The 23,047-nt window shown below is 49.5% G+C and carries 20 protein-coding genes; 16 read left to right on the top strand and 4 right to left on the bottom strand.

The features are described 5' to 3' along the window. The first annotated feature begins 80 nt into the window (after positions 1-80). The gene (locus tag CIK92_RS05400) at positions 81-1,109 is read left to right on the top strand and encodes a diacylglycerol kinase family protein (RefSeq protein ID WP_094386493.1); all 1,029 of its coding nucleotides are present in this window, start codon (positions 81-83) and stop codon (positions 1,107-1,109) included. Positions 1,110-1,118: 9 nt separating this feature from the next. Here the strand turns inward: CIK92_RS05400 and CIK92_RS05395 are convergent, their stop codons facing one another. Together CIK92_RS05395 and CIK92_RS05385 are read right to left on the bottom strand one after the other, a co-directional pair. Then, positions 1,119-1,811 carry a tRNA1(Val) (adenine(37)-N6)-methyltransferase gene (locus CIK92_RS05395; protein WP_094386491.1) on the bottom strand — a complete coding sequence of 231 codons (693 nt, stop codon included), beginning with the start codon at positions 1,809-1,811 and terminating at the stop codon, positions 1,119-1,121. 435 nt (positions 1,812-2,246) lie between these two features. Next, positions 2,247-2,669 carry a hypothetical protein gene (locus tag CIK92_RS05385; RefSeq protein ID WP_094388407.1) on the bottom strand — a complete coding sequence of 141 codons (423 nt, stop codon included), beginning with the start codon at positions 2,667-2,669 and terminating at the stop codon, positions 2,247-2,249. A 149-nt stretch (positions 2,670-2,818) separates the two neighbouring features. On the opposite strand from CIK92_RS05385, the gene CIK92_RS05380 reads away from it, so the two are divergent. The 7 genes from CIK92_RS05380 (at position 2,819) to dapA (ending at position 12,958) form a co-directional block, all read left to right on the top strand. Further along, the gene (locus CIK92_RS05380) at positions 2,819-4,468 is read left to right on the top strand and encodes a glycosyltransferase (RefSeq protein WP_094388406.1); all 1,650 of its coding nucleotides are present in this window, start codon (positions 2,819-2,821) and stop codon (positions 4,466-4,468) included. 36 nt (positions 4,469-4,504) lie between these two features. After that, positions 4,505-7,066, top strand: coding sequence for an alpha-glucan family phosphorylase (glgP, locus tag CIK92_RS05375; RefSeq protein WP_094386485.1), 2,562 nt, complete (start codon positions 4,505-4,507; stop codon positions 7,064-7,066). Positions 7,067-7,239: 173 nt separating this feature from the next. Next, positions 7,240-8,805: an NAD(P)/FAD-dependent oxidoreductase gene (locus tag CIK92_RS05370; protein ID WP_094388444.1), complete on the top strand. Its 1,566-nt coding sequence runs from the start codon at positions 7,240-7,242 to the stop codon at positions 8,803-8,805. 65 nt (positions 8,806-8,870) lie between these two features. Then, positions 8,871-10,331, top strand: a complete 1,461-nt coding sequence (locus CIK92_RS05365; protein ID WP_144289341.1) for a ComEC/Rec2 family competence protein — start codon at positions 8,871-8,873, stop codon at positions 10,329-10,331. Further along, positions 10,331-11,065, top strand: a complete 735-nt coding sequence (truA, locus tag CIK92_RS05360) for a tRNA pseudouridine(38-40) synthase TruA (protein WP_094388443.1) — start codon at positions 10,331-10,333, stop codon at positions 11,063-11,065. Before CIK92_RS05365 ends, truA begins: the two co-directional genes overlap by 1 nt. Positions 11,066-11,076: 11 nt before the next feature. Beyond that, complete coding sequence (locus CIK92_RS05355) at positions 11,077-11,994, top strand: DMT family transporter (protein ID WP_094388404.1); 918 nt, start codon at positions 11,077-11,079, stop codon at positions 11,992-11,994. 76 nt (positions 11,995-12,070) lie between these two features. Next, positions 12,071-12,958, top strand: coding sequence for a 4-hydroxy-tetrahydrodipicolinate synthase (dapA, locus tag CIK92_RS05350; protein ID WP_022311052.1), 888 nt, complete (start codon positions 12,071-12,073; stop codon positions 12,956-12,958). Positions 12,959-13,031: 73 nt separating this feature from the next. Here the strand turns inward: dapA and CIK92_RS05345 are convergent, their stop codons facing one another. Beyond that, positions 13,032-14,069: a type I asparaginase gene (locus CIK92_RS05345; protein WP_094386638.1), complete on the bottom strand. Its 1,038-nt coding sequence runs from the start codon at positions 14,067-14,069 to the stop codon at positions 13,032-13,034. 125 nt (positions 14,070-14,194) lie between these two features. On the opposite strand from CIK92_RS05345, the gene uxaC reads away from it, so the two are divergent. Next, entirely contained in the window at positions 14,195-15,595 is a 1,401-nt protein-coding gene (gene uxaC / locus CIK92_RS05340; RefSeq protein ID WP_094388403.1) for a glucuronate isomerase, read from the top strand. Continuing rightward, on the top strand, positions 15,567-15,758 hold the full coding sequence (locus CIK92_RS13900) for a hypothetical protein (protein WP_144289340.1): 192 nt from the start codon (positions 15,567-15,569) through the stop codon (positions 15,756-15,758). Before uxaC ends, CIK92_RS13900 begins: the two co-directional genes overlap by 29 nt. Positions 15,759-15,938: 180 nt before the next feature. Here CIK92_RS13900 and CIK92_RS05335 read toward each other — a convergent pair whose 3' ends face one another. Next, positions 15,939-16,694, bottom strand: coding sequence for a hypothetical protein (locus tag CIK92_RS05335; protein WP_094388402.1), 756 nt, complete (start codon positions 16,692-16,694; stop codon positions 15,939-15,941). 139 nt (positions 16,695-16,833) lie between these two features. Between CIK92_RS05335 and CIK92_RS05330 the strand changes: the two genes are divergently transcribed. The 6 genes from CIK92_RS05330 to CIK92_RS05305 all read left to right on the top strand — a co-directional run bounded on the left by CIK92_RS05330 (position 16,834) and on the right by CIK92_RS05305 (position 22,987). Continuing rightward, entirely contained in the window at positions 16,834-17,721 is an 888-nt protein-coding gene (locus CIK92_RS05330; protein ID WP_094388401.1) for a lipopolysaccharide assembly protein LapB, read from the top strand. A 396-nt stretch (positions 17,722-18,117) separates the two neighbouring features. Then, entirely contained in the window at positions 18,118-18,948 is an 831-nt protein-coding gene (locus tag CIK92_RS05325) for a prephenate dehydratase (RefSeq protein WP_094388400.1), read from the top strand. Beyond that, the gene (locus CIK92_RS05320) at positions 18,935-20,107 is read left to right on the top strand and encodes a pyridoxal phosphate-dependent aminotransferase (RefSeq protein ID WP_094388399.1); all 1,173 of its coding nucleotides are present in this window, start codon (positions 18,935-18,937) and stop codon (positions 20,105-20,107) included. The genes CIK92_RS05325 and CIK92_RS05320 overlap by 14 nt, the downstream gene beginning before the upstream one ends. Before the next feature lie 40 nt (positions 20,108-20,147). After that, entirely contained in the window at positions 20,148-21,212 is a 1,065-nt protein-coding gene (locus tag CIK92_RS05315; protein ID WP_094388398.1) for a bifunctional 3-deoxy-7-phosphoheptulonate synthase/chorismate mutase type II, read from the top strand. 28 nt (positions 21,213-21,240) lie between these two features. After that, positions 21,241-22,017: a prephenate dehydrogenase/arogenate dehydrogenase family protein gene (locus CIK92_RS05310; protein WP_094388397.1), complete on the top strand. Its 777-nt coding sequence runs from the start codon at positions 21,241-21,243 to the stop codon at positions 22,015-22,017. Positions 22,018-22,033: 16 nt separating this feature from the next. Then, the gene (locus CIK92_RS05305) at positions 22,034-22,987 is read left to right on the top strand and encodes an endonuclease (RefSeq protein ID WP_094388396.1); all 954 of its coding nucleotides are present in this window, start codon (positions 22,034-22,036) and stop codon (positions 22,985-22,987) included. The last annotated feature ends 60 nt before the right edge of the window (positions 22,988-23,047 follow it).

Genomic DNA, 23,047 nt, shown 5'->3' with positions numbered 1-23,047 from the left:
AACTCTTTTTGATAAAAATAATACCGTTTGTGAAGAAATATGGAAAGCTTTTTTGTACTTTTGCAGTTAAAGATTCATTTATGAAGTTGAAAGTATTATTCATAATGAACCCTATTTCGGGTACTACGAGTAAGGATGGCATTGCGCCGTTAATCGACAAATATATAGACAGCAGCAAGTTTGATTGTCAGATTCGCGTTACCGAGTATGCGGGTCATGCCGAGCAACTGGCAAGGCAGGCTGTTGCTGATGGGGTTGATGTCTGCGTGGCTGTTGGTGGCGATGGGACTGTCAATGAGGTAGGTCGCGCCATTGTTCATTCCCATACGGCTTTGGGCATTATCCCCTGTGGCTCGGGCAATGGTCTTGCGCGCCACCTGATGATACCTATCAATATCCGGAAGGCGCTCGAGATAATCAATCTGTGCCAGATACGACCGCTCGACTATGGTGTCATCAATGGCTATCCCTTCTTCTGTACTTGTGGAATGGGTTTCGACGCTTGTGTCAGTCACAAGTTTGCCGAAGCTGGCAAGCGTGGCCCCATCACTTATGTCCAGAAGGTTCTGGAGGAAGGACTGAAGTACCAGCCAGAGACTTACGAGATATGTGATGAGAACGGGACCGCTACTTATAAGGCTTTCCTGGTCTCTTGTGCCAATGCGTCGCAGTATGGCAACAATTGCTACATTGCGCCACAGGCATCCATGAGTGACGGACTGATGGATGTAATCATCATGGAGCCATTCGACCTGCTCGAAGCGCCCCAGATAAGCATTGACATGTTCAATAAGACGCTCGACCAGAGCTCCAAAATCAAGACATTCAGAACCAAACATCTGCATATACACCGCTCCAAGCCCGGGATGATACATTTCGACGGTGACCCTGTTATGACCGACGCCGACGTTGAGGTTACGCTGCAGGAGAAGGGCATCAATATCGTCGTGAACCCTTATGCCGACCGAAGCAAGCGCAAGCCTAATGCCTTCCAGAGCGCCGCAGCGCAGATATTCAATGAGATAAATATCGTGCGTGACGACTTGTCGAAGCAGGGACGCCATGTGCTGGCGCTCAGCAAAGTGCTGCAACGCAAATTGAATATCTGACAGATGTTTTTATAGGTAAAACTCTTCTGTCAGTGCTTTATACCAAGCAGAACGGTCACCTCCCTCCATGAGGACGTGACACTTCTCCAGATAGGAGTCGGTCTGATATTTGCCAAACGTAACCAACATGCGTTTGGCAGTTTTTTTCTCTGTCGTCTTGATTAGTGTTTTCTTGTGGATGAAGAACCCTGCGATGCTGCTTTCCTGCAGGAAGACAGCCGACTGGTCGGTGGGGATGATTATCGATAGCAATCCGTTGGGGGCAAGTAGTCTATAGGCATGCCGGAAGAGGTCTTGGGGAAGCAGCGAGTCGGTGTGGCGTGCCATGGAGCGCTGCTCGTCGGGGCATTTCAGTGACTCTGAAAAGAAGGGAGGGTTGCACACGATGCTGTCATATTGTTGTGGTGGTTCAAATGATGACACATCGCTGTGATATACATTGATTCTCGAGGCAAAACGACTGTCAGCGACATTGCCCCGAGCCTGCTGGCAAGCCTTGGGGTCGATGTCGATACAGTCGATATGCGCGCCGTCAAAGCGCTGGGCCATGATCAGGGCGATGAGGCCTGTGCCTGTGCCGATATCCAATATCCTGTCGCCGCCATCGGCCCAACTGCCCAAGAGCACGCCATCGGTGCCAACTTTCATGGCGCACATGTCGTGCTTGACCACAAACTGCTTGAATGTAAAACAATCCTTCATAAGTGTTGCAGTAATCTCCTTAGTTACAAAGGTAATCATTTTCTCTGTAACCGACAACGTTTCGACCGATATCATTGCAGCCAAATCATTGCAAATCGTTTTTGCCGCCACGATGCTCCTTCATGATATTCTACATGTCGCAAGTTACATGAAGGACGAAACGGCGAAATTATCCGCGATGGCTTTTAATATGATTTTGAAGCGCGATTTGGTGATTTCATGACTTGAAACCATCATTGCAAACTGCGATTTGCAGAATTCGCGCTTTGCAATCTGCGCAAAGCCGTCTCGTAGGCAGATGAGGGTTAAAGTTGGCATCGCCAACGCGCCTGTCATTCACAAGATCGTGACTTGTGGAGAGGCGCGCGTCTCTTATACCTATTTATATTTGTATACAGAGAGTGGGGTGGGGGCTTGCAGATAAACGATGCAAACCTATTTTCTCTTGAACACAATCTGCTTGGGCAGCTTCACCCACTTGCGGTTGCGTGCCACCTTCAGCGCGCTTCCCTTGAGCTGCTTCAGGATGCAGATGCCGTCCTTGCCGATGACCAGCTCTGCCTTCAGGTCTTCGCTTCCATAGTCATTGACCATGTCGAGCTGGGCTGCGGTGTCGCTGTGGTTGGTTCTGGCGTCTGTAATGAGCCATTTGCGGCCGTCTTTGTAGTCGCCCAGAAAGCCCGGCATGGCACCGTATATTTCCTGGTTGGGCACGACCACGTTGTTTTGGTAAAAATCTATTACCAGGTATATCCCTAACTCTTCGTTGACAAACTTTCCGCTGAAGTTCTTGGTTGACTGCGCAATAGAGTTTAGCGCTGCCAAAAGCAATATAATGATGGTGTATGTTTTTTTCATTTCGTTACTTCCAAAGATGGTTTTTGCTCTTTTCAAGGGCAAAGTTAGTAATTCCAAATCAAGAAACGTGCCTATATTTGAAGATTTTAACACATAAATTTCTTATTCTGCGATTTTTAGATTACCTTTGCGTCGTATTATAAATAGTTATGAAGAGAACATTATTGTTTCCGGAATATATATTTGAGTCGAGTTGGGAGGTTTGCAATAAGGTTGGCGGTATCTACACAGTACTCTCGTCGCGTGCCCTCACACTACAGAAAGAACTCGGTGACAATCTCATTTTTATAGGTCCTGATTTTGGAGAGGAAACTCCCTATTTTACAGAAGACAAGCGGCTTTACATTGATTGGGTTAATCTGGAGAAGGAATTGGCTTTACGCGTGGGTAGATGGAATGTACCCGGCAATCCTATAGCAATCTTAGTTGACTTCAAACCATTCTTCGCTCAGAAGAATGATATATACACTTGGTTGTGGGAACACTATCAGGTGGATAGTCTGCATGCCTATGGCGATTACGACGAAGCCTCGATGTTCTCCTATGCTGCCGGCCGAGTGGTAGAGAGCTTCTATCGTTACTACATCAATGGCAACCGTCGCGTGGTATATCATGGCAATGAGTGGATGACTGGTCTCGGTCTGCTGTACGTCAAGAGCAAGGTGCCCGAGATAGCCACTATATTCACCACCCATGCCACAAGTATAGGTCGAAGCATCGCCGGCAACAACAAGCCGCTCTATCAGTATCTCGACGCTTACAATGGCAATCAGATGGCTGATGAACTCAATATGCAGTCCAAACATTCCATCGAATTGCGTACTGCCCACAACGTTGACTGCTTCACTACTGTGAGCGACATTACCGCTCTGGAGTGCAAGGAGTTGCTGGACAAGCCCGTAGATGTGGTTCTGCCCAATGGATTTGAAAACGACTTTGTGCCCAAGGGCGCTGCGTTTACCCGCAAGAGGAAGTTGGCAAGAGCCAAACTCCTGAACATAGCCAACGCGCTGATGGGTACCAGTCTGGACGACGACACCGTAATCGTGTCGACAAGCGGCCGTTATGAGTTCCGCAACAAGGGCATCGATGTCTTCATCGACTCTCTCAACCGTCTGCGTCACAATGACAGACTCAACCGCAATGTGCTCGCCTTCATCGAAGTGCCGGGCTGGGTAGGCGTGGGCCGTCAGGACTTGCAGGAACGCCTCGCGCTGATGGAGCAAGGCAAGACTTTTGATACGCCCCTCGACAATCCGAGAGTCACCCATTGGCTGCACAATGCCAATGACGACAAGGTGCTCGGCATGATGAACTATCTCGACATGCACAACTGTCTCGATGACAAGGTCAAAGTGATATTCATCCCTTGTTATCTTACTGGCGACGACGGCATCGTCGATATGCCATACTATGACGTAGTGCTCGGCAATGACCTCTGCGTCTATCCCTCATACTACGAGCCTTGGGGCTATACCCCGCTTGAGGCCATCGCTTTCCATGTGCCTTGTATCACTACCGATTTGGCAGGCTTCGGACTGTGGGCCAACCAGGTAAAGGGGGCAGACAGCGAACTCAGAGATGGCGTCAAGGTGGTGCATCGTACCGACTATAATTATAATAATGTGGCCGACGAGCTTTGTGAGACCATTAGAGAGTTTGCAGCCATGTCGCCCGACGAGGTAAAGACATGCCGCGATGCGGCAGTGCGCCTCTCCAAGAAGGCATTGTGGAGCAAATTCATCGCCTACTACAAGGAAGCCTACGACATCGCACTCTCCAAGTCTGCAAAGAGATAATATATATTAATAAGGTAATACTAATAAATTACATATATGAAGATAAAGTCAGATTATGTCAACGAGCCGAAATGGAAGGAGTTGACAATCAAATCAAGATTGCCAGAAAAATTAAAATGTCTGGATGAGCTCGCTCACAACATGTGGTGGGGCTGGAACTACGAAGCACGTAACATGTTTAAGTGTCTCGATGAAAAGCTCTATGAGGAAGTTGGACACAACCCAGTGCTTCTTCTGGAGAGATTAAGCTATGATCGCAAGGTCGAAATCGTGAACGATACAAAGCTGATGAAGAAAATCAAGGATGTATATGCGAAGTTTACGACCTATATGAACGTCAAGCCCGATGCCAGTCGTCCTTCTGTAGCTTATTTCTGTATGGAATATGGTCTCAACCAGGTGCTCAAGATTTACTCCGGTGGTCTCGGTATGCTGGCTGGTGACTACCTCAAGGAGGCTTCTGACAGTAATGTAGACCTCTGTGCCGTAGGTTTCCTCTATCGCTTCGGCTACTTCACTCAGAGTCTGAGTATGGACGGCCAGCAGATTGCCAAATACGACGCCCAGAACTTCAATTCTCTTCCTATTGAGCGTGTTCTGGACAAGGATGGCAACCCTGTTGTGGTAGACGTACCCTATATGAACTATCAGGTACATGCTTATGTTTGGCAGGTAAACGTTGGCCGTATCAAGCTCTATCTGCTCGATACCGACAATGATATGAACTCTGAGTTTGACCGTCCTATCACCCATTCACTGTATGGCGGCGACTGGGAGAACCGTCTGAAGCAGGAAATCCTGCTGGGTATTGGTGGTATCCTTACTCTGAAGAAGCTCGGAATTACCAAGGACATCTATCACTGCAATGAGGGCCACGCTGCCCTGTGCAACCTGCAGCGTCTCTGCGACTATGTTGACAATGGCCTTACCTTCAACCAGGCTATGGAGCTGGTTAAGGCTTCTTCACTCTATACCGTTCACACTCCTGTGCCTGCCGGTCACGACTACTTCGATGAGTCTCTGTTTGGCAAGTACATGGGCGGCTATCCTTCACGTCTCGGCATCAGTTGGGATGAGTTTATCGGCATGGGTCGTCAGAATCCAGATGACCACAGTGAGCGTTTCTGTATGTCAACATTCGCTTGCAACACCTGCCAGGGTATCAATGGCGTGAGCAAACTCCATGGCTGGGTTAGCCAGCAGATGTTCCAGCCCTTGTGGAAGGGATATTTTGCAGAGGAAAACTCAGTGGGCTATGTTACCAATGGCGTTCACTTCCCATCATGGACAGCGACAGAGTGGCGTAAGGTATATGACAAGTATTTCGACGAGTCGTTCATGAGCGACCAGAGCAATGAGTCTATCTGGCATGGTATCTACAACGTTCCAGACGATGAAATCTGGGAGACCCGTATGGCTCTCAAGAAGAAGCTCATTAGCTATATCCGTGAGAAGTTTACCCAGACATGGCTCCGCAACCAGGGCGACCCTGCTCGCGTGGTATCACTGCTGGAGCGCATCAACCCCAACGCGTTGATGATTGGCTTCTGCCGTCGTTTTGCTACTTACAAGCGCGCCCACCTGCTCTTCACCGACCTGGATCGCCTCAGCAAGATTGTTAACGACCCCGAGCATCCAGTGCTCTTCTTCTTCTCTGGTAAGGCTCACCCCGCTGACGGCGCCGGACAGGGACTTATCAAGAAGATCTTTGAAATCAGCCAGCGTCCAGAGTTCCTCGGTAAGATTATCTTCCTCGAGGACTACGATATGCAGCTTGCCCGTCGCTTGGTATCTGGTGTCGATATCTGGATGAATACTCCTACCCGTCCTCTCGAGGCTTCCGGCACATCTGGTGAGAAGGCCGAGATGAACGGTGTGGTTAACCTCTCTGTTCTTGATGGTTGGTGGGTTGAAGGCTATCGTGAGGGTGCCGGTTGGGCTCTCCCCGAGAAGCGTACCTATCAGAACCAGGGTTATCAGGACCAGCTCGACGCAGCTACAATCTATGGTCTGCTCGAGAATGAGATTATTCCTCTCTACTATAAGAAGTCTAAGAAGGGCTATAGTGAGGGTTGGATTAAGGTAATCAAGAACTCTATCGCCACTATCGCTCCCCACTACACCATGAAGCGTCAGTTGGATGACTACTACACTAAGTTCTACAACGCCCAGGCTGCACGCTACCACAAGCTGGCTGCCGACAACAATCGTCTGGCTAAGGACCTGGCTCAGTGGAAGGAAACCGTTGCCGAGCGTTGGGATAGTATCAACGTTGTGTCTAAGGAGACAACTCTCCTTGATAATGGCGGCGAGACCGGAGTAAGCTACAAGCTGAGATATGTCATCGACGAGCAGGGTCTTGTGGATGCTGTTGGTCTGGAGCTTGTTTCGCTCAACAATGAACTTACTCCTGATGGTCGCCAGGTTTACAGCGTTCATCCGTTTGAGGTAGTTGGCCACGAGGGCAATAACTATATCTTCGAGGTAAATGTTGAACCCGATGTTGCTGGTGCCTTCCGTACTTGTGTTCGTATGTATCCCAAGAATGCTGAGCTGCCCCATCGTCAGGACTTCTGCTATGTGAAGTGGCTTGACTAACATTATTAAATTTATATATGGAGAGGGTGGTTGTTTGAGCAACCATCCTCTTTTTTTGTCCACATCTGGCATTTTTATTTGTAATAGATTGTGTGATTAACATAAATGATGTATTTTTGCAGATGAGATAGGTCTTTGGAATGCGGCCTGTCAGAATAATATATAGTATAGATATGACCACCGATTACCAGATAAGAGTTACGCCGCAAGTCGCGGCAAGCGAGCAGAGTATATTACAGTTTTTGGCAGACGAAAAGGGCGTCGATGTGACGAAGGTTACGACCACGCGCATTGTCAAACGGTCGATAGATGCCCGTCAACGTAATATATTCATCAACCTCACGGTCAGAGTCTACATCAATGAGTTTCCTTCCGGTGACTTCCAACGCACCGTCTATCCCCAGGTAGATGAAAAGCCTCAGGTGCTCGTGATAGGAGAGGGCCCCGGCGGCTTGTTTGCTGCTTTGCGACTGATAGAACTTGGGTATAAGCCGATTGTGCTTGAGCGTGGAAAGAATGTCCATGACCGTAAGCGTGATATGGCACTCATTGCCAAAATCCAAAAGGTGGATGAAGAGTCCAACTATTGTTTTGGCGAAGGCGGAGCTGGCGCTTACTCGGATGGCAAGTTGTTTACACGCAGCAAGAAGCGTGGCAATGTCGACAAGATACTTAATGTATTCTGTCAGCACGGTGCCTCCACATCCATTCTGGTTGACGCCCACCCTCATATAGGTACAGACAAGTTGCCCCGAGTTATAGAAAACATGCGCAACACTATCCTTGGATGTGGCGGTCAGGTGCATTTCCAGACCAAAATGACCAGCCTCATCACCAAGGGTGATACCGTGGTCGGTGTAGAAGCGGTAGATCTGAATACAGGTGAGCAACGTTGCTGGAATGGTCCTGTCATTCTTGCCACGGGTCATAGTGCTCGCGACGTTTATCGTTATCTTTATCGTGACAATATTGAGATTGAGGCCAAAGGCATTGCCGTCGGTGTAAGACTCGAGCATCCCGCCATGCTTATAGACCAGATACAATATCACAGTAAGCAAGGTCGCGGCAAATACCTTCCTGCTGCAGAGTATAGCATGGTCACTCAGGTTGACGGAAGGGGCGTTTATAGCTTTTGCATGTGTCCCGGCGGTTTTGTAATACCCGCTGCAACAGGACCCGAGCAAATCGTTGTCAATGGTATGAGCCCCGCCAACCGTGGAACCAAGTGGAGCAATTCGGGTATGGTTGTCGAGTTGCGTCCCGAGGATATCGATGCAGACAATCCATTGGCCGTTATGCACTACCAGGAGGAAGTTGAGAAGATGTGTTGGCAACAAGGAAACCGTCAGCAGACAGCTCCAGCCCAGCGAATGGCTGACTTCGTGAACAACAGATTGAGCTATGACCTACCCGCAAGCAGCTATGCGCCCGGATTGATTTCGAGCCCATTGCATTTCTGGATGCCCAAGCCGATTGCATCACGCCTTCAGGAAGGTTTCAAGACCTTTGGTCGCCAGGCTCATGGTTTTCTTACCAATGAAGCGGTGCTCATAGCTATGGAAACACGTACCAGCTCGCCGGTGAGAATACTTCGCGACCGGGAATCGCTTATGCATGTGAGACTCCAGGGCCTTTTCCCTTGTGGAGAAGGAGCAGGGTATGCAGGCGGAATCGTTTCTGCCGGCGTTGATGGTGAGCGTTGTGCCGAGCAGTGTGCTGCCTATCTGCAACAAATCTAATTCAGTCAGGCTTGAGATATAGCGTAGATTTCTATCGTAACAATCCGCTGTTCGTGATAGCGGTTATGTTCATTTTAGGCATAGCTTTGGGCGATATTCTTATGTTGCCGTTTGCAGTTTATGCCGTCCTCCTGATTTCCGCTATAGCTATCGGCAGCTGGTTCATGCGCTTCCCGATTGTTTCAAGTCTGAGTGTCCATGTCGGCGCCATCATCGCTGGAGCCTGGCTTGTCACCATCGCGAAAGAGTACAACAAGGCCATTCCCGTCGGGCGACATTATTATGAGGCTGTTGTCGTCAGCCAACCCGTCATTACCGACAAGTCTTTCAAGTGCGACTTGTGGATTGTCAATACTCCAGAGCCTATCAAGGTGAAGGCCACGCTGTTGCGCGATGCCCAACTCTATGGCGATACGCTTAGGCCTGGCGACGGACTTGTCGTCAGCACCGCCTTGAAAGCCGTAGCCGATGTAGACTACAGTGACGGACATTTCGATTATCAGCGCTGGCTGCGTGTCAATCACTATGATGCGACCGCTTATGTATGGCAAGACTGGCAACGCGAGCAAATCAAAATAAGCAATTTGCCAACCATGGAGAAAATACGCATGCGTGCAACGATGTGGCGTGGCAACTTGCAGGAGAATTACAGGCGTCTGGGTCTTGAAGACAGGACATTGGCACTCATTAGCGCCATGACTATTGGCGACAAGAGTCTCCTTGACGACCAAATGCGTGACGAATACTCTATTTCCGGTGCAAGTCACATCCTGGCTTTGAGCGGTTTGCATCTGATGGTGTTGTTTGCGATAGTCAATTACATTATGAATGGCATCGCCAAGTTTCTGATTGCTTACACCGGAGGCAAAGGAAGACTCACTATCAAATTCATTAAGGCCCTCTTGTTGTTTGGATTGATATGGGGATTTACTATCCTTGTCGGACTTTCGCCCAGCATTACGAGAGCCGCGACCATGATTAGCCTGTATGCAGTTGTCGATTTAGACAACAGACCACATCAGCCATTCAATACATTGGCGTTTACAGCCCTGGTAATTCTTCTCTTCAATCCCTTATCCTTGTGGGATGTGGGTTTTCAGTTGTCTTTCATGGCCGTTTTGGGTATCTTCTTCTTTCAACCCAAGCGCCGCCTCAACTGGTTTCTGTCACTGTTGTGGCTCTCCTTGTCAGCCCAGCTGGCGGTGGCACCATTGCTGTTATACCATTTCGGCCGGTTGTCCTGTTATTTCCTTCTTGCCAACATTGTGGTGGTGCCTTGCGCGTACATTATAGTATATTCCGCATTTGCCGTATTGCTCCTTACCCCCGTCGCCCTAATCCAACGGTGGATGGTGGCCATTCTCACATCTGCCGCCCATATCATGGACAGCAGCGTGAGGGGAATTGCCATGCTGCCCGGCGCTTCTATCGAAAATATTCATTTTGATGGCGTTCAGGTCGTTGCTCTTTATGTGTTAATCATTTGTGTGTATCGCATATTTTGTCTAACTTTGCATTCCAAATGATGAGTCGATATTTTATTTATCTTAGTTTTGACGGAACCGCCTATCATGGTTGGCAGATACAGCCTAATGGAATATCTGTCCAGCAGGTTCTTCAAGAACGTTTGTCCACACTGCTGAGAGGTGTCATCGAGGTGGTGGGAGCCGGTCGCACCGATGCCGGCGTCCATGCCCATTTGATGGTTGCCCATTTTGATTATGACGGCGAGCTCGATGGAGCCCAACTGGCTTATAAGTTGAACCGGATGATGCCACGCGACATAGCCATACACGACGTGAGGAAAGTCGCAGACGATTTGCATGCACGTTTCTCTGCCGTCAAGCGCACCTATCGTTATTATATACATACCCATCGCAATCCTTTCCATCGTTTTTATTCCTTGGAGATGCCTTATCAGCTTGATTTCGAAGCCATGAATGAGGCAGCCCGGCTGCTGCTCAATGTCAAGGACTTCGGTTCTTTCTGCAAGGCAGGCGCAGATGTCAAGACTACGTTGTGCGACCTGACCAAGGCCGAATGGATTAAGATGGAGGAGCCTGGCTGCTGGTATTTCGAGATTATCGCCAACCGATTCTTGCGTAATATGGTGCGTGCCGTGGTTGGCACATTGGTCGAGGTAGGTCGTGGTCGTATGACTCTTGATGAGTTCCGTGCGGTTGTAGCTTCCGGTAGCCGTAAAAATGCAGGTGAGAGCATGCCTGCTCATGCCCTTTTCCTCTGGGATATAGTTTATTAAATATATAAGTGATGGTCTGGTTAAGTCTTGCTTTCCTTTCAGCGCTGCTGTTAGGTTTTTATGACACATGTAAGAAGAAATCTCTCGATGGCAATGCTGTCATCCCCGTTCTTTTCCTTAACACCCTGTTTTCTTCTGTTATCTTCTTGCCCTTTATTCTTTTGTCCGCAAACTCCCATCTGTTAGAGGGGAGTATGTTTTACGTACAGTCCCAGGGTTGGGAGGTACACAAGTATATCCTGCTCAAGAGTTGTATCGTCCTGTCGTCATGGACGCTTGGCTATTTTGCCATGAAGCATCTGCCGCTTACCATCGTTGGCCCCATCAATGCCACCCGCCCCGTGATGACGTTGATAGGTGCGCTGCTACTTTTTGGCGAGCGACTCAATGCGTGGCAATGGGTGGGTGTGGTCTTTGCCATCATCTCTTTCTTTATGCTGAGCCGCAGCAGCAAGAAGGAAGGCATCGACTTCAAGCACAACATCTGGATAATCTTTCTTGTCGGAGCAGCACTGTTGGGTGCCGCCAGCGGACTGTACGACAAGTATCTTATGGCGCCTGCCGATAATGGCGGCCTCGCGCTTAACAGTATGACCGTACAGAGCTGGTACAATCTCTACCAGATGGCCATGATGGGTATCGTCCTTCTCATCTGGTGGTGGAAGAGGGGGAAGACCGAGCGCTTCAGATGGAGTTGGTACATCGTGTTCATCTCCGTATTTCTCTGCGCCGCCGACTTTGTCTATTTCTATGCCTTGAGCCTTCCTGCCGCCATGATTTCCATCGTTTCCATGGTACGCCGCAGTTCGGTTATCGTCAGTTTCATGTGTGGAGCCTTGCTTTTCCACGAGAAGAACCTGAAGTCTAAAGCCATAGACTTGCTGTTGGTGCTTGTGGGCATGGTCTTTTTGTGGATAGGAGGTCATTAAAAAATCAAAAAAACATGCATCCACTTTGGCTTTTGCCATATTTCTTGTAACTTTGTACATAAATAACCACATTATTATGTCACGAAACATATTCAAAGGCTTGGGTATTGCCCTGATAACTCCCTTTACACAAGACGGTGAAGTAGATTATGCTGCGTTACAGCGCCTGATACGATATCAATTGGATAACGGTGCCGATTTTTTCTGTATTCTTGCAACCACTGGAGAGGCACCTTGTCTCTCTCGTGATGAAAAAGACAAGATAACGGAGGTCGTTAAAGAGATTACAAATGGCAGAGTGCCTATCCTTAAATATTGTGGTGGCAATAATACTCGTGAGGTTGTTGCCGAAATACAGGAAACCGACTGGTCTGGAATTGATGGTATTCTCAGTATCTGCCCGTATTACAACAAGCCCTCACAAGAGGGGCTTTACCAGCATTTCAAGGCAATAAGCCAGGCAAGCCCTCTACCCATCGTTTTGTATAACGTGCCAGGACGTACCGGCGTCAACATGAAGCCTGAGACTATCGTGCGCTTGGCGCGAGAGTGCCACAACATCGTGGGAGTCAAGGAGGCGAGCGGCTCGCTTGAGCAGGTGGATGAAATCATCAAGAACAAACCAGATGGCTTTGAGGTCATCAGCGGCGACGACGCACTTACGTTCTCCATGGTTGCAAGTGGCGCCATCGGAGTCATCTCTGTGATAGGCAATGCACTGCCCAAGGAGTTCTCGCGTATGATTAGACTTGAGTTCAAGGGCGAATACGACCCCGCCAGAACCATCCACCACCGTTTTACCGAACTTTACAAACTGCTCTTTGTCGATGGCAACCCTGCTGGAGTCAAGGCTCTGCTCAACGACATGGGATATATCGAAAATGTATTGCGTCTGCCTTTGGTCCCCACTACCATTGCGACCAAGGAGAAGATGGCCAACATTCTCAAGGAGCTTCGCATATAGGACGAGACTTCATTATAAGATACGAAAGAGGGATATGCTGTCGGCATATCCCTCTTTCGTATCTCTATTTGGCTTATACTTCGGTAAGTTCACCAGCTATAGAGTGAGCCATCAGCTCTCTGATTTTCTCGGAGTCATCGTATCTCCCTTGCAGATACATCAACTTGGTGGCAGCAGCCTCTACGGTGCTGTCTCTGCCAGAGATGATGCCCGCCTGGAGCAGTTGCCGTCCCGTATCATACCTTCCCATTTCCACCTTGCCCGATATACATTGGCTAATGTTGACCACCACCACGCCGCGATTGCTCGCCTCGCGCAGTTCATTGACAATCCATGGGTAGTGAGGTGCATTTCCGCTGCCATAACTGCGCATGATGATACCCCGGAGTTCGGGAGCCTCAAGCACGTGCTTCACTATATTCTCGTCTATACCCGGGAAGAGGGAGAAGATGATGACATTGCGGTCCATCTCCTTGTGCACGATAAGCGGTTTGCTGTAGTCGGGGGTAAGGATGTGATGGGTGTGGAAGGTGAAATCGACTCCCGCATCGCAGAGGTGCGGGTAGTTGAACGAGTCAAAAGCGTTGAACCCGTCGGCATTCTGCTTGGTGGCACGGTTGCCTCGCAGCAGATGGCCGTTGAAGTAGATACACACCTCGGGCACCATCGGGGTGCCGTCTTGACGATAGGTCGACGCCAGTTCTATACTCGTCAGGATATTCTCCTTGCCGTCGGTGCGCAACTGGCCTAATGGCAGCTGGCTTCCGGTTAGGATTACCGGTTTGGTGAGGTTCTCTAAGAGGAAAGATAGGGCCGAAGCGGTGTAGGCCATGGTGTCTGTACCATGCAGGATGACAAAGCCGTCATACATATCATACTGTTCACCGATGATAGAGACCAGCTTTATCCATGAGTCAGTGCTCATGTCGCTCGAATCTATTGGCGGATTGAACTGATAGATGTCTATATCAGTCTTGATATATTGGAATTCCGGCAAATGCTCTTTAAGATGCTTAAAATCCAATGGCTCCAGGGCGCCGGTAGCGGGGTTTACACCCATTCCAATGGTGCCACCGGTGTAAATGAGCAGTACTTTTCCTTTTTTTCTCATCATTAAGAATGTAAAGATGATTTGTCAAAATCATATATTCCATGCAAATTTACATTTTTTTTGGTTCTTGCACAAAAAAAATCAGTACATTTGCAACCAAAATAACATATTAATTGATTTATTGTATGAAACAATTTATGGATGCCGATTTCCTTCTCGACACGGAGACGGCCAAACATCTTTACCATGACCACGCTGCCAAGATGCCAATTATCGATTATCATTGTCATCTTGACCCTAAAATGGTGGCCGACAATCATCAGTTTTCAAGCATTACCGAATTGTGGCTTGGAGAGGACCATTACAAGTGGCGCGCTATGCGTACCAATGGCGTTGATGAAAAATATATTACCGGTGATGCTTCCGATTGGGAGAAGTTTGAGAAATGGGCTGACACCATTTCCTACTGCTACCGCAATCCGTTGTATCACTGGACTCACCTTGAACTTCGTTCGGGTTTTGGCATAGACAAGGTGCTCAGCCCAGCCACTGCGCGCGAAATCTATGACGAATGTAATGAGAAACTTAAGCTCCCCGAGTTTTCGGCACGCGGACTGATGTCCCGCTTCAATGTTGAGTGCGTCTGCACAACCGACGACCCCATAGATGACCTGACTTATCACAAGCAAGTCAAGGAAAGCGGTTTCCAGATTCACATGCTGCCCGCCTGGCGCCCCGACAAGGCCATGAATATTGACAAGGTGGGCTTTGCCGATTATGTGCAGACACTGGGTGAGAAGGCCGGCGTGAACATCGTCCACTTCAAGGATATGGTTGATGCCCTCCAGAATCGTCATGACTATTTCAACGCCTGCGGATGCCGTCTTTCCGACCACGGCATTGATGAGTTCTACGACGAGCCATACACCGCGTCACAGATTGAGACCATCTTCTCCAAGGCCATGCGTGGCATGAGCCTGTCGGCATTGGAGATTCGCCAGTTCAAGCATTGTTTCCTTACCCTTAGTGCTGAAATGGACGCTGCCGACGACTGGACACAGCAGTTCCATTATGGCCCTATCCGCAACAACAATACGCGTATGTTCAACGCCATAGGCCCAGATACGGGATTCGACTCCATCGGTGAGTTCAATACCGCTACGGCTATGTCTCATTTCTTTGACCATCTCAATAGCGAGGGCAAACTTACCCGCACCATCATCTACACCCTCAACCCCTGCGCCAATGAGATGATAGCCGCGATGATAGGCAACTTCCAGGATGGCAGCGAGCCGGGCAAGATGCAGTTTGGTGCTGGCTGGTGGTTCAACGACCAGCTCGACGGAATGACCCGCCAGATGAACGCCTTGTCCAACCTGGGTCTCCTGTCAAGGTTTGTGGGCATGCTGACCGACTCTCGCTCGTTCCTGAGCTATCCCCGTCATGAGTACTTCCGTCGTCTGCTGTGCAATCTATTAGGTACAGATGTGGAGCGAGGACTTATACCCAATGACGAGGAACCCTTGGCACGCATGGTGGAGGACATCTCCTACAACAATGCGCGCAGATATTTCAGATTCTATTGATACCGTCCAGACCGAAGATAAACAGAGAGGGCTTGCAGCATCATGTTGCAAGCCCTTTTTATCTTTTGGCATGGCGGCATTGTCATTTGCCATGTTCTTGATAGTAGATGGCGGCAGCGAGAGTCGGGATGTGTGTTTGCTGCATATCATAGTCTTGTTGTGAGAGCAACGCAATATATATCCGTAAAAACCAAAAACATCCGAGGTCTCATTAAAGATAATTCCGTGGTTTGATTTATGGCTTTCACACTTTGATGCCGTCTTTTCACGCCATGATTTTGTGGTTTCGCGCTTTGCAATCAACTTGTATCTTATCTCCAACTGAAATGGCGCCTCTGCGCGGTCAGGGGCGCTGGTTGGGGTAGAGGTGGTGGTCGCCATAGAACGGGCGGTTGTTGTCATACCACGCCTGTTGTACATCGACCTGGATAGAAAACGACGGACTGAAATTGTATTTGGCACCGATACCGATGACATTGGCACCGGGAGTGGCAAAGCCATAACCCGTACGCATGGAGAAGGGTAGGGCGCTGTAGCCCCAATAGCCATATCCGGGCATACCATAACGATTGAAGAAGGAGTTATAGTTGTTGGCTATCGAGAGCTGGCCATAGGCATAGAGTTCCCACTTCTCATTGATTTTGTAACCCAGAATGCCATAGAGACCGACATCACGGTAGGCGTCACCGCCCCAAGTGGTGTTGTTGAAGTAAATGCCGGCCGCACCCCATAACTTGCCGTCGCGCGTAAGGGGCGCGAGATAGGCGGCATTGATGTTCTGGCCGAAGCCGCCACGATGAGGGGCGTGTTTGCCCAGTGTGGCAAAGGCGCTGAAGTCGAGCGCGAGGTTGAGCCCCTCGTGCATGCCACTGATATAGGTATCGACATTGGGCTCGGGTTGGGCAAGCTCGGTATTCAGAAGCCGTGGCTCGCCATTGTAGATGCGTGGCGCCTGTCCTATATAATATAAGGTGTCGCCGGGAAGCAACCATTCGTTGCGCATATTGTCTGCACTGTGGAGCGGACCACGTGCTATACGCTGTGCAAATATGGCGTGGCTCATGCTGAAGAGCCATATTAAAAGCATAATTCGTTTCATAACGGCAAAATTAATAGTTTCGGATAACTTATCGGCAACTTCGAGGCAAAAAAAGTTGGTTTTGTTTGCCTTGTTAACCTAATTTATGTTACCTTTGTAAATTATAGAGCTTTTATTAATCACTAATATAACGATAGAAATGGGTTTTTTGAAGTCATTATTAGGCTTGCGTGGCGACGATGACGCCGCCAAGAACGACGATAACAAGAGTAAGGAATTTGATGTGCTCAAGTACGACGGCGTGCGCGCCCTCCGTATGGGTCAGAACGATTATGCGGTAAAGTGCTTTGAACATGCGCTCCAGATACATGATGACCTTGAGACCTGTGACTATCTCTCCCAGGCCTATCTGCGACTCGGCGACCTCAAGAGCTCCTACCAGTATCTCGGTCGTCTCGCCGAAGCACAGCCCGACAATGAGCAGATATGGCTGCGTATGGCCAATGTGGCCTATATGCGTGAAGACTACGACGCCCAGCAACAGATGAGCAACAAGGCTTTGGAAGTTAATCCTGAAAGTGCCGAAGCCCATTACTTGTTGGCCCAATCGTATGTAGGACAGGGCAACCCCATACTGGCAATAGCCATGCTTACCAAGGCAATAGCCATCAACGAGGCTTTCCTCGGTGCCAATCTGCTGCGTGGAGAGACCCTCCTGAAGATGGGCGACCTCGCCGGTGCCGAGACTGATGTGAAACTGCTCATGGAAAAGGTGCCCGACAATGAGGATGCGCTGCTCCTGGCTGCCAGAGTGGCCAAGGCCAAGAATGACCTCGATGGCGCTTTGGCTTACTACGACCGCGTGATTGACGCCAATCCTTTCAGCGCCGCTGCCATGAAGGAGCGCGGAGCGGTGAAGTATGCCAAGGGCGACAAGGAAGGCGCCGAAGCTGACGCCCGTGCTGCGCTGGAGCTGGAACCCGAACAGGTGGCCGATGTCAATGGAGACTATGCCGCCCGCGGTACCGAGGACATACAGCGCAAGGTCGAAGAAGCCTATCGCAACAGCAATCCATTCGGTGTATAAGTCAGTAGGCTCTGTGAACGTGTCCACCGCGTAAACCGGGATGATGGTCCTGCCGACTAACGGACGCAGTGCACTCGCCGGGTGCCCGGAACGGAGGACGGCTGCGACAGCGATGAGCGCAAAGGTGATGGCCAGCGTGGCGACAATTGCAGATAATTGAAAAAAAACTATCGAAATGTTTGCATGGTTCACTGGAAAGTTATACTTTTGTATCGTAAACGCAATAATAACGATAATATGATAGCAATGAACGCATACTTTTATGGCTTTTACTTTTACTTTGCAAGCAATTGTGAAGCGGGAAGTTGCGTATAAAATCAACTTAGGATATTAACATAACAGTAATCCCGCTTCAAGCCTATTGGAGCGGGATTTTTGCATAAATAAAAGATACGAATGAAGAGAGTAGCAATACAGGGAGTAATCGGGTCGTTTCATGATATAGCGGCACATCAGTATTTCGAAGGAGAACAGTTGCAAATCATCTGCTGCTCGACCTTCGAACAGATATTCGAGAATATCAGACGTGACCCCACCGTGATTGGCTTTCTCGCCATTGAGAACACGATAGCCGGCTCGTTGCTGCATAATTATGAACTGCTGCGCTCGTCGGGTACTACCATCGTGGGCGAACACCGTCTGCACATCCAGCATGCCATCTGCTGTCTGCCCGACGACGACTGGACCAGCGTGACCGAGGTCCACTCGCACCCCGTGGCGCTGATGCAGTGCCGCAACTTTCTCTCCAACCATCCCGGTATCAAGGCAGTGGAAGGCGAGGACACCGCGGGGAGTGCCGAATACATCAGCCGCAACCGCTGCAAGGGTTGGGCGGCCATCTGCCATGCCGATGCCGCCAGGCTCTATGGCATGAAGGTGCTGGAAGACCATATCGAGGACAACAAGCACAACTTTACCCGCTTCCTGGTGGTATGCCATCCCAACAAGGCCGATTTCATGAGGCAGATAGAGCATACCAACAAGTCGAGTCTCGTATTCTCGTTGCCCCACGAGGAAGGAAGTCTGTCCAAGGTGCTTACCATTCTCTCCTTCTACGACATCAACTTGACCAAGATACAGTCTCTGCCCATCATCGGGCATGAGTGGGAATATCTCTTCTATGTCGATGTGACCTTCGACAATCTCACGCGTTACCGCCAGTCGATAGACGCCATTATACCACTGACTAAAGAACTACAAATAATCGGAGAATATGAACAACATTAAACCAGCCAGCCGCCTGGACGCGGTACAGGAATATTACTTCAGTCGGAAACTCAAGGAAGTGGCACGACTCAATGCTGAAGGACAGGATATCATAAGTCTTGCTATAGGCAGTCCGGACCAGCCGCCTTCGCCCCAGACCATCGACAAACTCTGCGAGGTGGCTCACGACCCGTCGGCCCACGGCTACCAGCCCACGATGGGTACGATGGAACTGAGGAAGGCTATGGCAGACTTCTACCACAGATGGTACGGCGTGGAGGTAGACGCCGCCAGTGAGGTGCAGCCCCTGATAGGCAGCAAGGAAGGTATACTGCATATCACTCTCGCCTTTGTCAATCCTGGAGACGAGGTGCTGGTGCCTAATCCAGGCTATCCTACCTATACCTCGCTCAGCAAGATACTCGGTGCTAAGGTGGTCAACTATAATCTGGACGAAGACAATGGCTGGCAGCCCGATTTCGAAGAACTGGAGCACAGAGACCTGTCGCGCGTGAAGCTGATGTGGACCAATTATCCCAACATGCCCACCGGCGGCGATGCCCGTATGGAAACGTACCGCAAGCTGGTCGACTTTGCCCGCCGCCATGACATCGTAGTGGTCAACGACAATCCCTACTCGTTTATCCTCAACGAGCATCCCCTGTCTCTGCTCCAAGTGGAAGGCGCCAAGGACTGTTGTATAGAGCTCAACTCGATGTCGAAGGGCTACAACATGCCAGGATGGCGTGTGGGAATGTGTGTATCAAACCCACAGTTCATCAGTTGGATACTGAAAATCAAGAGCAATATAGACAGCGGTACCTTCCGCGGACTGCAACTTGCTGCGGCGGAGGCCCTGACAACCAATACCGAAGAGTGGCATAGAGAATATAATATCAACGTGTATCGCCGTCGCCGCGAAATAGCCGAGCGCATCATGCAGGCTTTGGGCTGCACTTATGATGACAGTCAGGTGGGTATGTTTCTTTGGGGAAAAATCGCTGACAAGTATGCCAATGCCGAGCAACTCACCGAAAGGGTGCTGCACGAGGCCCGGGTCTTCATTACCCCAGGCTTCATATTTGGCAGCAATGGCGAACGCTATGTGAGAATTTCGCTCTGCGCCCAGGGCGATAAGATGCAGGAAGCACTGAGACGCATCGGCGGTCTGGCATGGTGATGATATTAACGATAAAACAACACATTAAAATACGAATAATATGGAATTGGATCTTCTCCCTCTTAATCTGCCGAGCGATAACGAACGCCCGTTGGTCATAGCCGGTCCTTGTTCGGCTGAAAGTGAAGAACAGGTAATGGAAACAGCCCGACAGCTGGCTGCTAAAGGATGTCATAACTTCCGCGCCGGTGTGTGGAAACCCAGAACCAAGCCAGGTGGTTTTGAAGGTAATGGTGAAGAGGCGTTGCCCTGGTTGCAACGTGTCAAGAAAGAGACCGGCATGCTTGTATCTACCGAAGTGGCAAAGCCCGAGCATGTGGAACTCTGTCTGAAATATGGCATAGACATCCTGTGGGTAGGCGCACGCACAGCAGCCAATCCCTTTGCCATGCAGGACTTGGCAGACGCGCTCAAAGGAGTGGATGTGCCCGTGTTTGTCAAGAACCCCGTCAATCCCGACCTGGAACTCTGGATTGGCGCCATGGAGCGTATCAATCAGGCAGGCATCAAGCGTATGGCTGCCATTCATCGCGGCTTCTCCAGCTTTGATAAAAAGATTTACCGAAACCTGCCTATGTGGCAGATACCTATGGAGTTGCATCGTCGCATCCCAACACTTCCCATCATCTGTGACCCCAGTCACATCGGCGGTCGTCGCGAACTGATTGCCCCCTTGTGCCAACAGGCTATGGATCTGGGCTTTGATGGTCTGCTGGTCGAAAGTCACTGCTCTCCTGATGAAGCATGGAGCGATGCCAAGCAACAAGTGACGCCAGAAGTATTGGATTATATATTAAGTTTATTGATAGTGAGAGACGAACATGTAACCACCGAAGGCATAACGCTCTTGCGCAAGCAGGTGGATGAACTGGACAACGAGTTAATGAACCTTCTGTCGAAGCGAATGCGTGTATGCCGCGAGATAGGTCAGTACAAAAAGGAGCACAACATGACTGTATTCCAGGCCAACCGCTATTCGGAAATTTTGGACAAGCGTGGCGCGCAAGGTGCGCTGCTGGGTATGTCGCCAGAGTTTATCGCGCAGGTTTTTGAACACGTACACGAAGAGAGCGTGCGCCAACAGGTAGAAATCATCAACCACTAAAACGGCAAGAAAGAGAATAACAGCATCTATGAAGATATTGATTATGGGAGCAGGGAAGATGGGGAGTTTCTTCATCGACCTGCTCAGCTTTGAGCACGAGGTTGCGGTATATGAGAAGGACGCCAAACGCATGCGGTTTACCTATAACTGCCAGCGGTTTACGTCTCTTGATGAAATAAAAGGTTTTGCCCCAGAACTGGTTATCAATGCGGTGACGGTGAAGTATACCATACCTGCATTCAGAGAGGTCATTCCATATCTGCCGGAAGACTGCATTCTGAGCGATATCAGCTCGGTCAAGACCGGGTTGAAGGAATTCTATGAGAGTACGCATCACCGCTACGTATCTACCCACCCGATGTTTGGTCCGACCTTTGCCAATCTGAACCAACTGTCGGAAGAGAATGCCATCATCATCAGCGAAGGCGACTATATGGGACGCATCTTCTATAAAGACATCTATGCTCGGTTGGGACTGAACATATACGAATATACCTTTGAAGAACATGACAAGACAGTGGCATATTCACTGAGTATACCTTTCGTCAGTACGTTTGTGTTTGCGGCGGTCATGAAGCATCAAGACGCTCCCGGCACCACGTTCAAGCGACATATGCGCATCGCCAAAGGCGTATTAAGCGAGGACGACTACCTGCTCCAGGAAATTCTGTTCAATCCCTACACCCATGACCAGGTGTCGCAAATACGCAGCGAGTTGAAGGAACTGCTCGAAATCATTGACAATCGTGATGCGGATGGGATGAAGGAATATCTCACCAAAATCAGGAAGAATGTAAAGGACTAAAAGACACGGGAGGGGTATGTGTAGTCTGCTGGCTCTGCTGATGGGCATTTTCACGATGGTCGAACTGAATTGCGAAAATCTCTTTGATTGTCGTCATGACAGTTTGAAGGAAGATACTGAGTATCTGCCTACGAGTTATCGTCACTGGACTCCTTACAGATATTGGACCAAGCTGAACCACATAGGCCAGGAAATTATCGCATGTGGAGAGTATCGCGGCAGGTTTGAAATCCCCGACTTGGTGGCTTTGACCGAGGTCGAAAACGACAGTGTGCTTTTTGACCTCACCCGTCGCTCCATACTGCGTCAGGCTCGTTACGAATATGTAATGACCTCTTCGCCCGACGTGCGTGGCATCGATGTGGCGCTACTGTATTCTCCGTTTACGTTCAAGCTATTGGACAGTTATGCCATACGCATAGAACCGATGAAAGGGATGAAGCCCACGCGCGATATACTGTATGCCAAGGGTTTGACGATAACGGATGACACGCTGCATGTCTTTTTGGTGCATGCGCCAAGCCGCTCGGGAGGTGAGAAGGAAACTCAGCCTCATCGAATGTGCGTGGCTGACAAGCTGTTGGAATCGACAGACTCGGTGCTGGCCATCTCGCCATCAGCCAGGATATTGATAGCCGGCGATTTCAATGATACCGAGAAAGACAGGTCGGTCAAGAAAATCGTGGAGCATGGCTTGGTGGAGCTCTCGACCCAACTGCACACAGCCAATGGTGCAAAGGGAACTTATAGGTTTCGCGGGAGATGGCAGAATCTTGACCATATTTTCGGTACGCGTCCTATGTGGGACGACTGGATAGGTGCTGAGCTGGGTGCCTTCAAGTTCCTGCTCACTGAAGACAAGAAATATGGTGGCGTGCAACCTCGTCGCAATTACATAGGAATGAAGTATCAGAATGGCTACAGTGACCATCTGCCTCTGATAGTACGTTTCAAAATTCGTGGCAATTAGTGTGTTTTCATCAGCTTTTATTTGGAACATATATGAGTTTTCCCTATATTTGCAGATGAT

The organism is Prevotella sp. P4-67, from assembly GCF_002251325.1.
In the GTDB taxonomy this organism is placed as follows: domain Bacteria; phylum Bacteroidota; class Bacteroidia; order Bacteroidales; family Bacteroidaceae; genus Prevotella.
The sequence above is the reverse complement of the archived record's forward strand: the minus strand, read 5'-3'. Positions and strand labels throughout refer to the sequence as shown.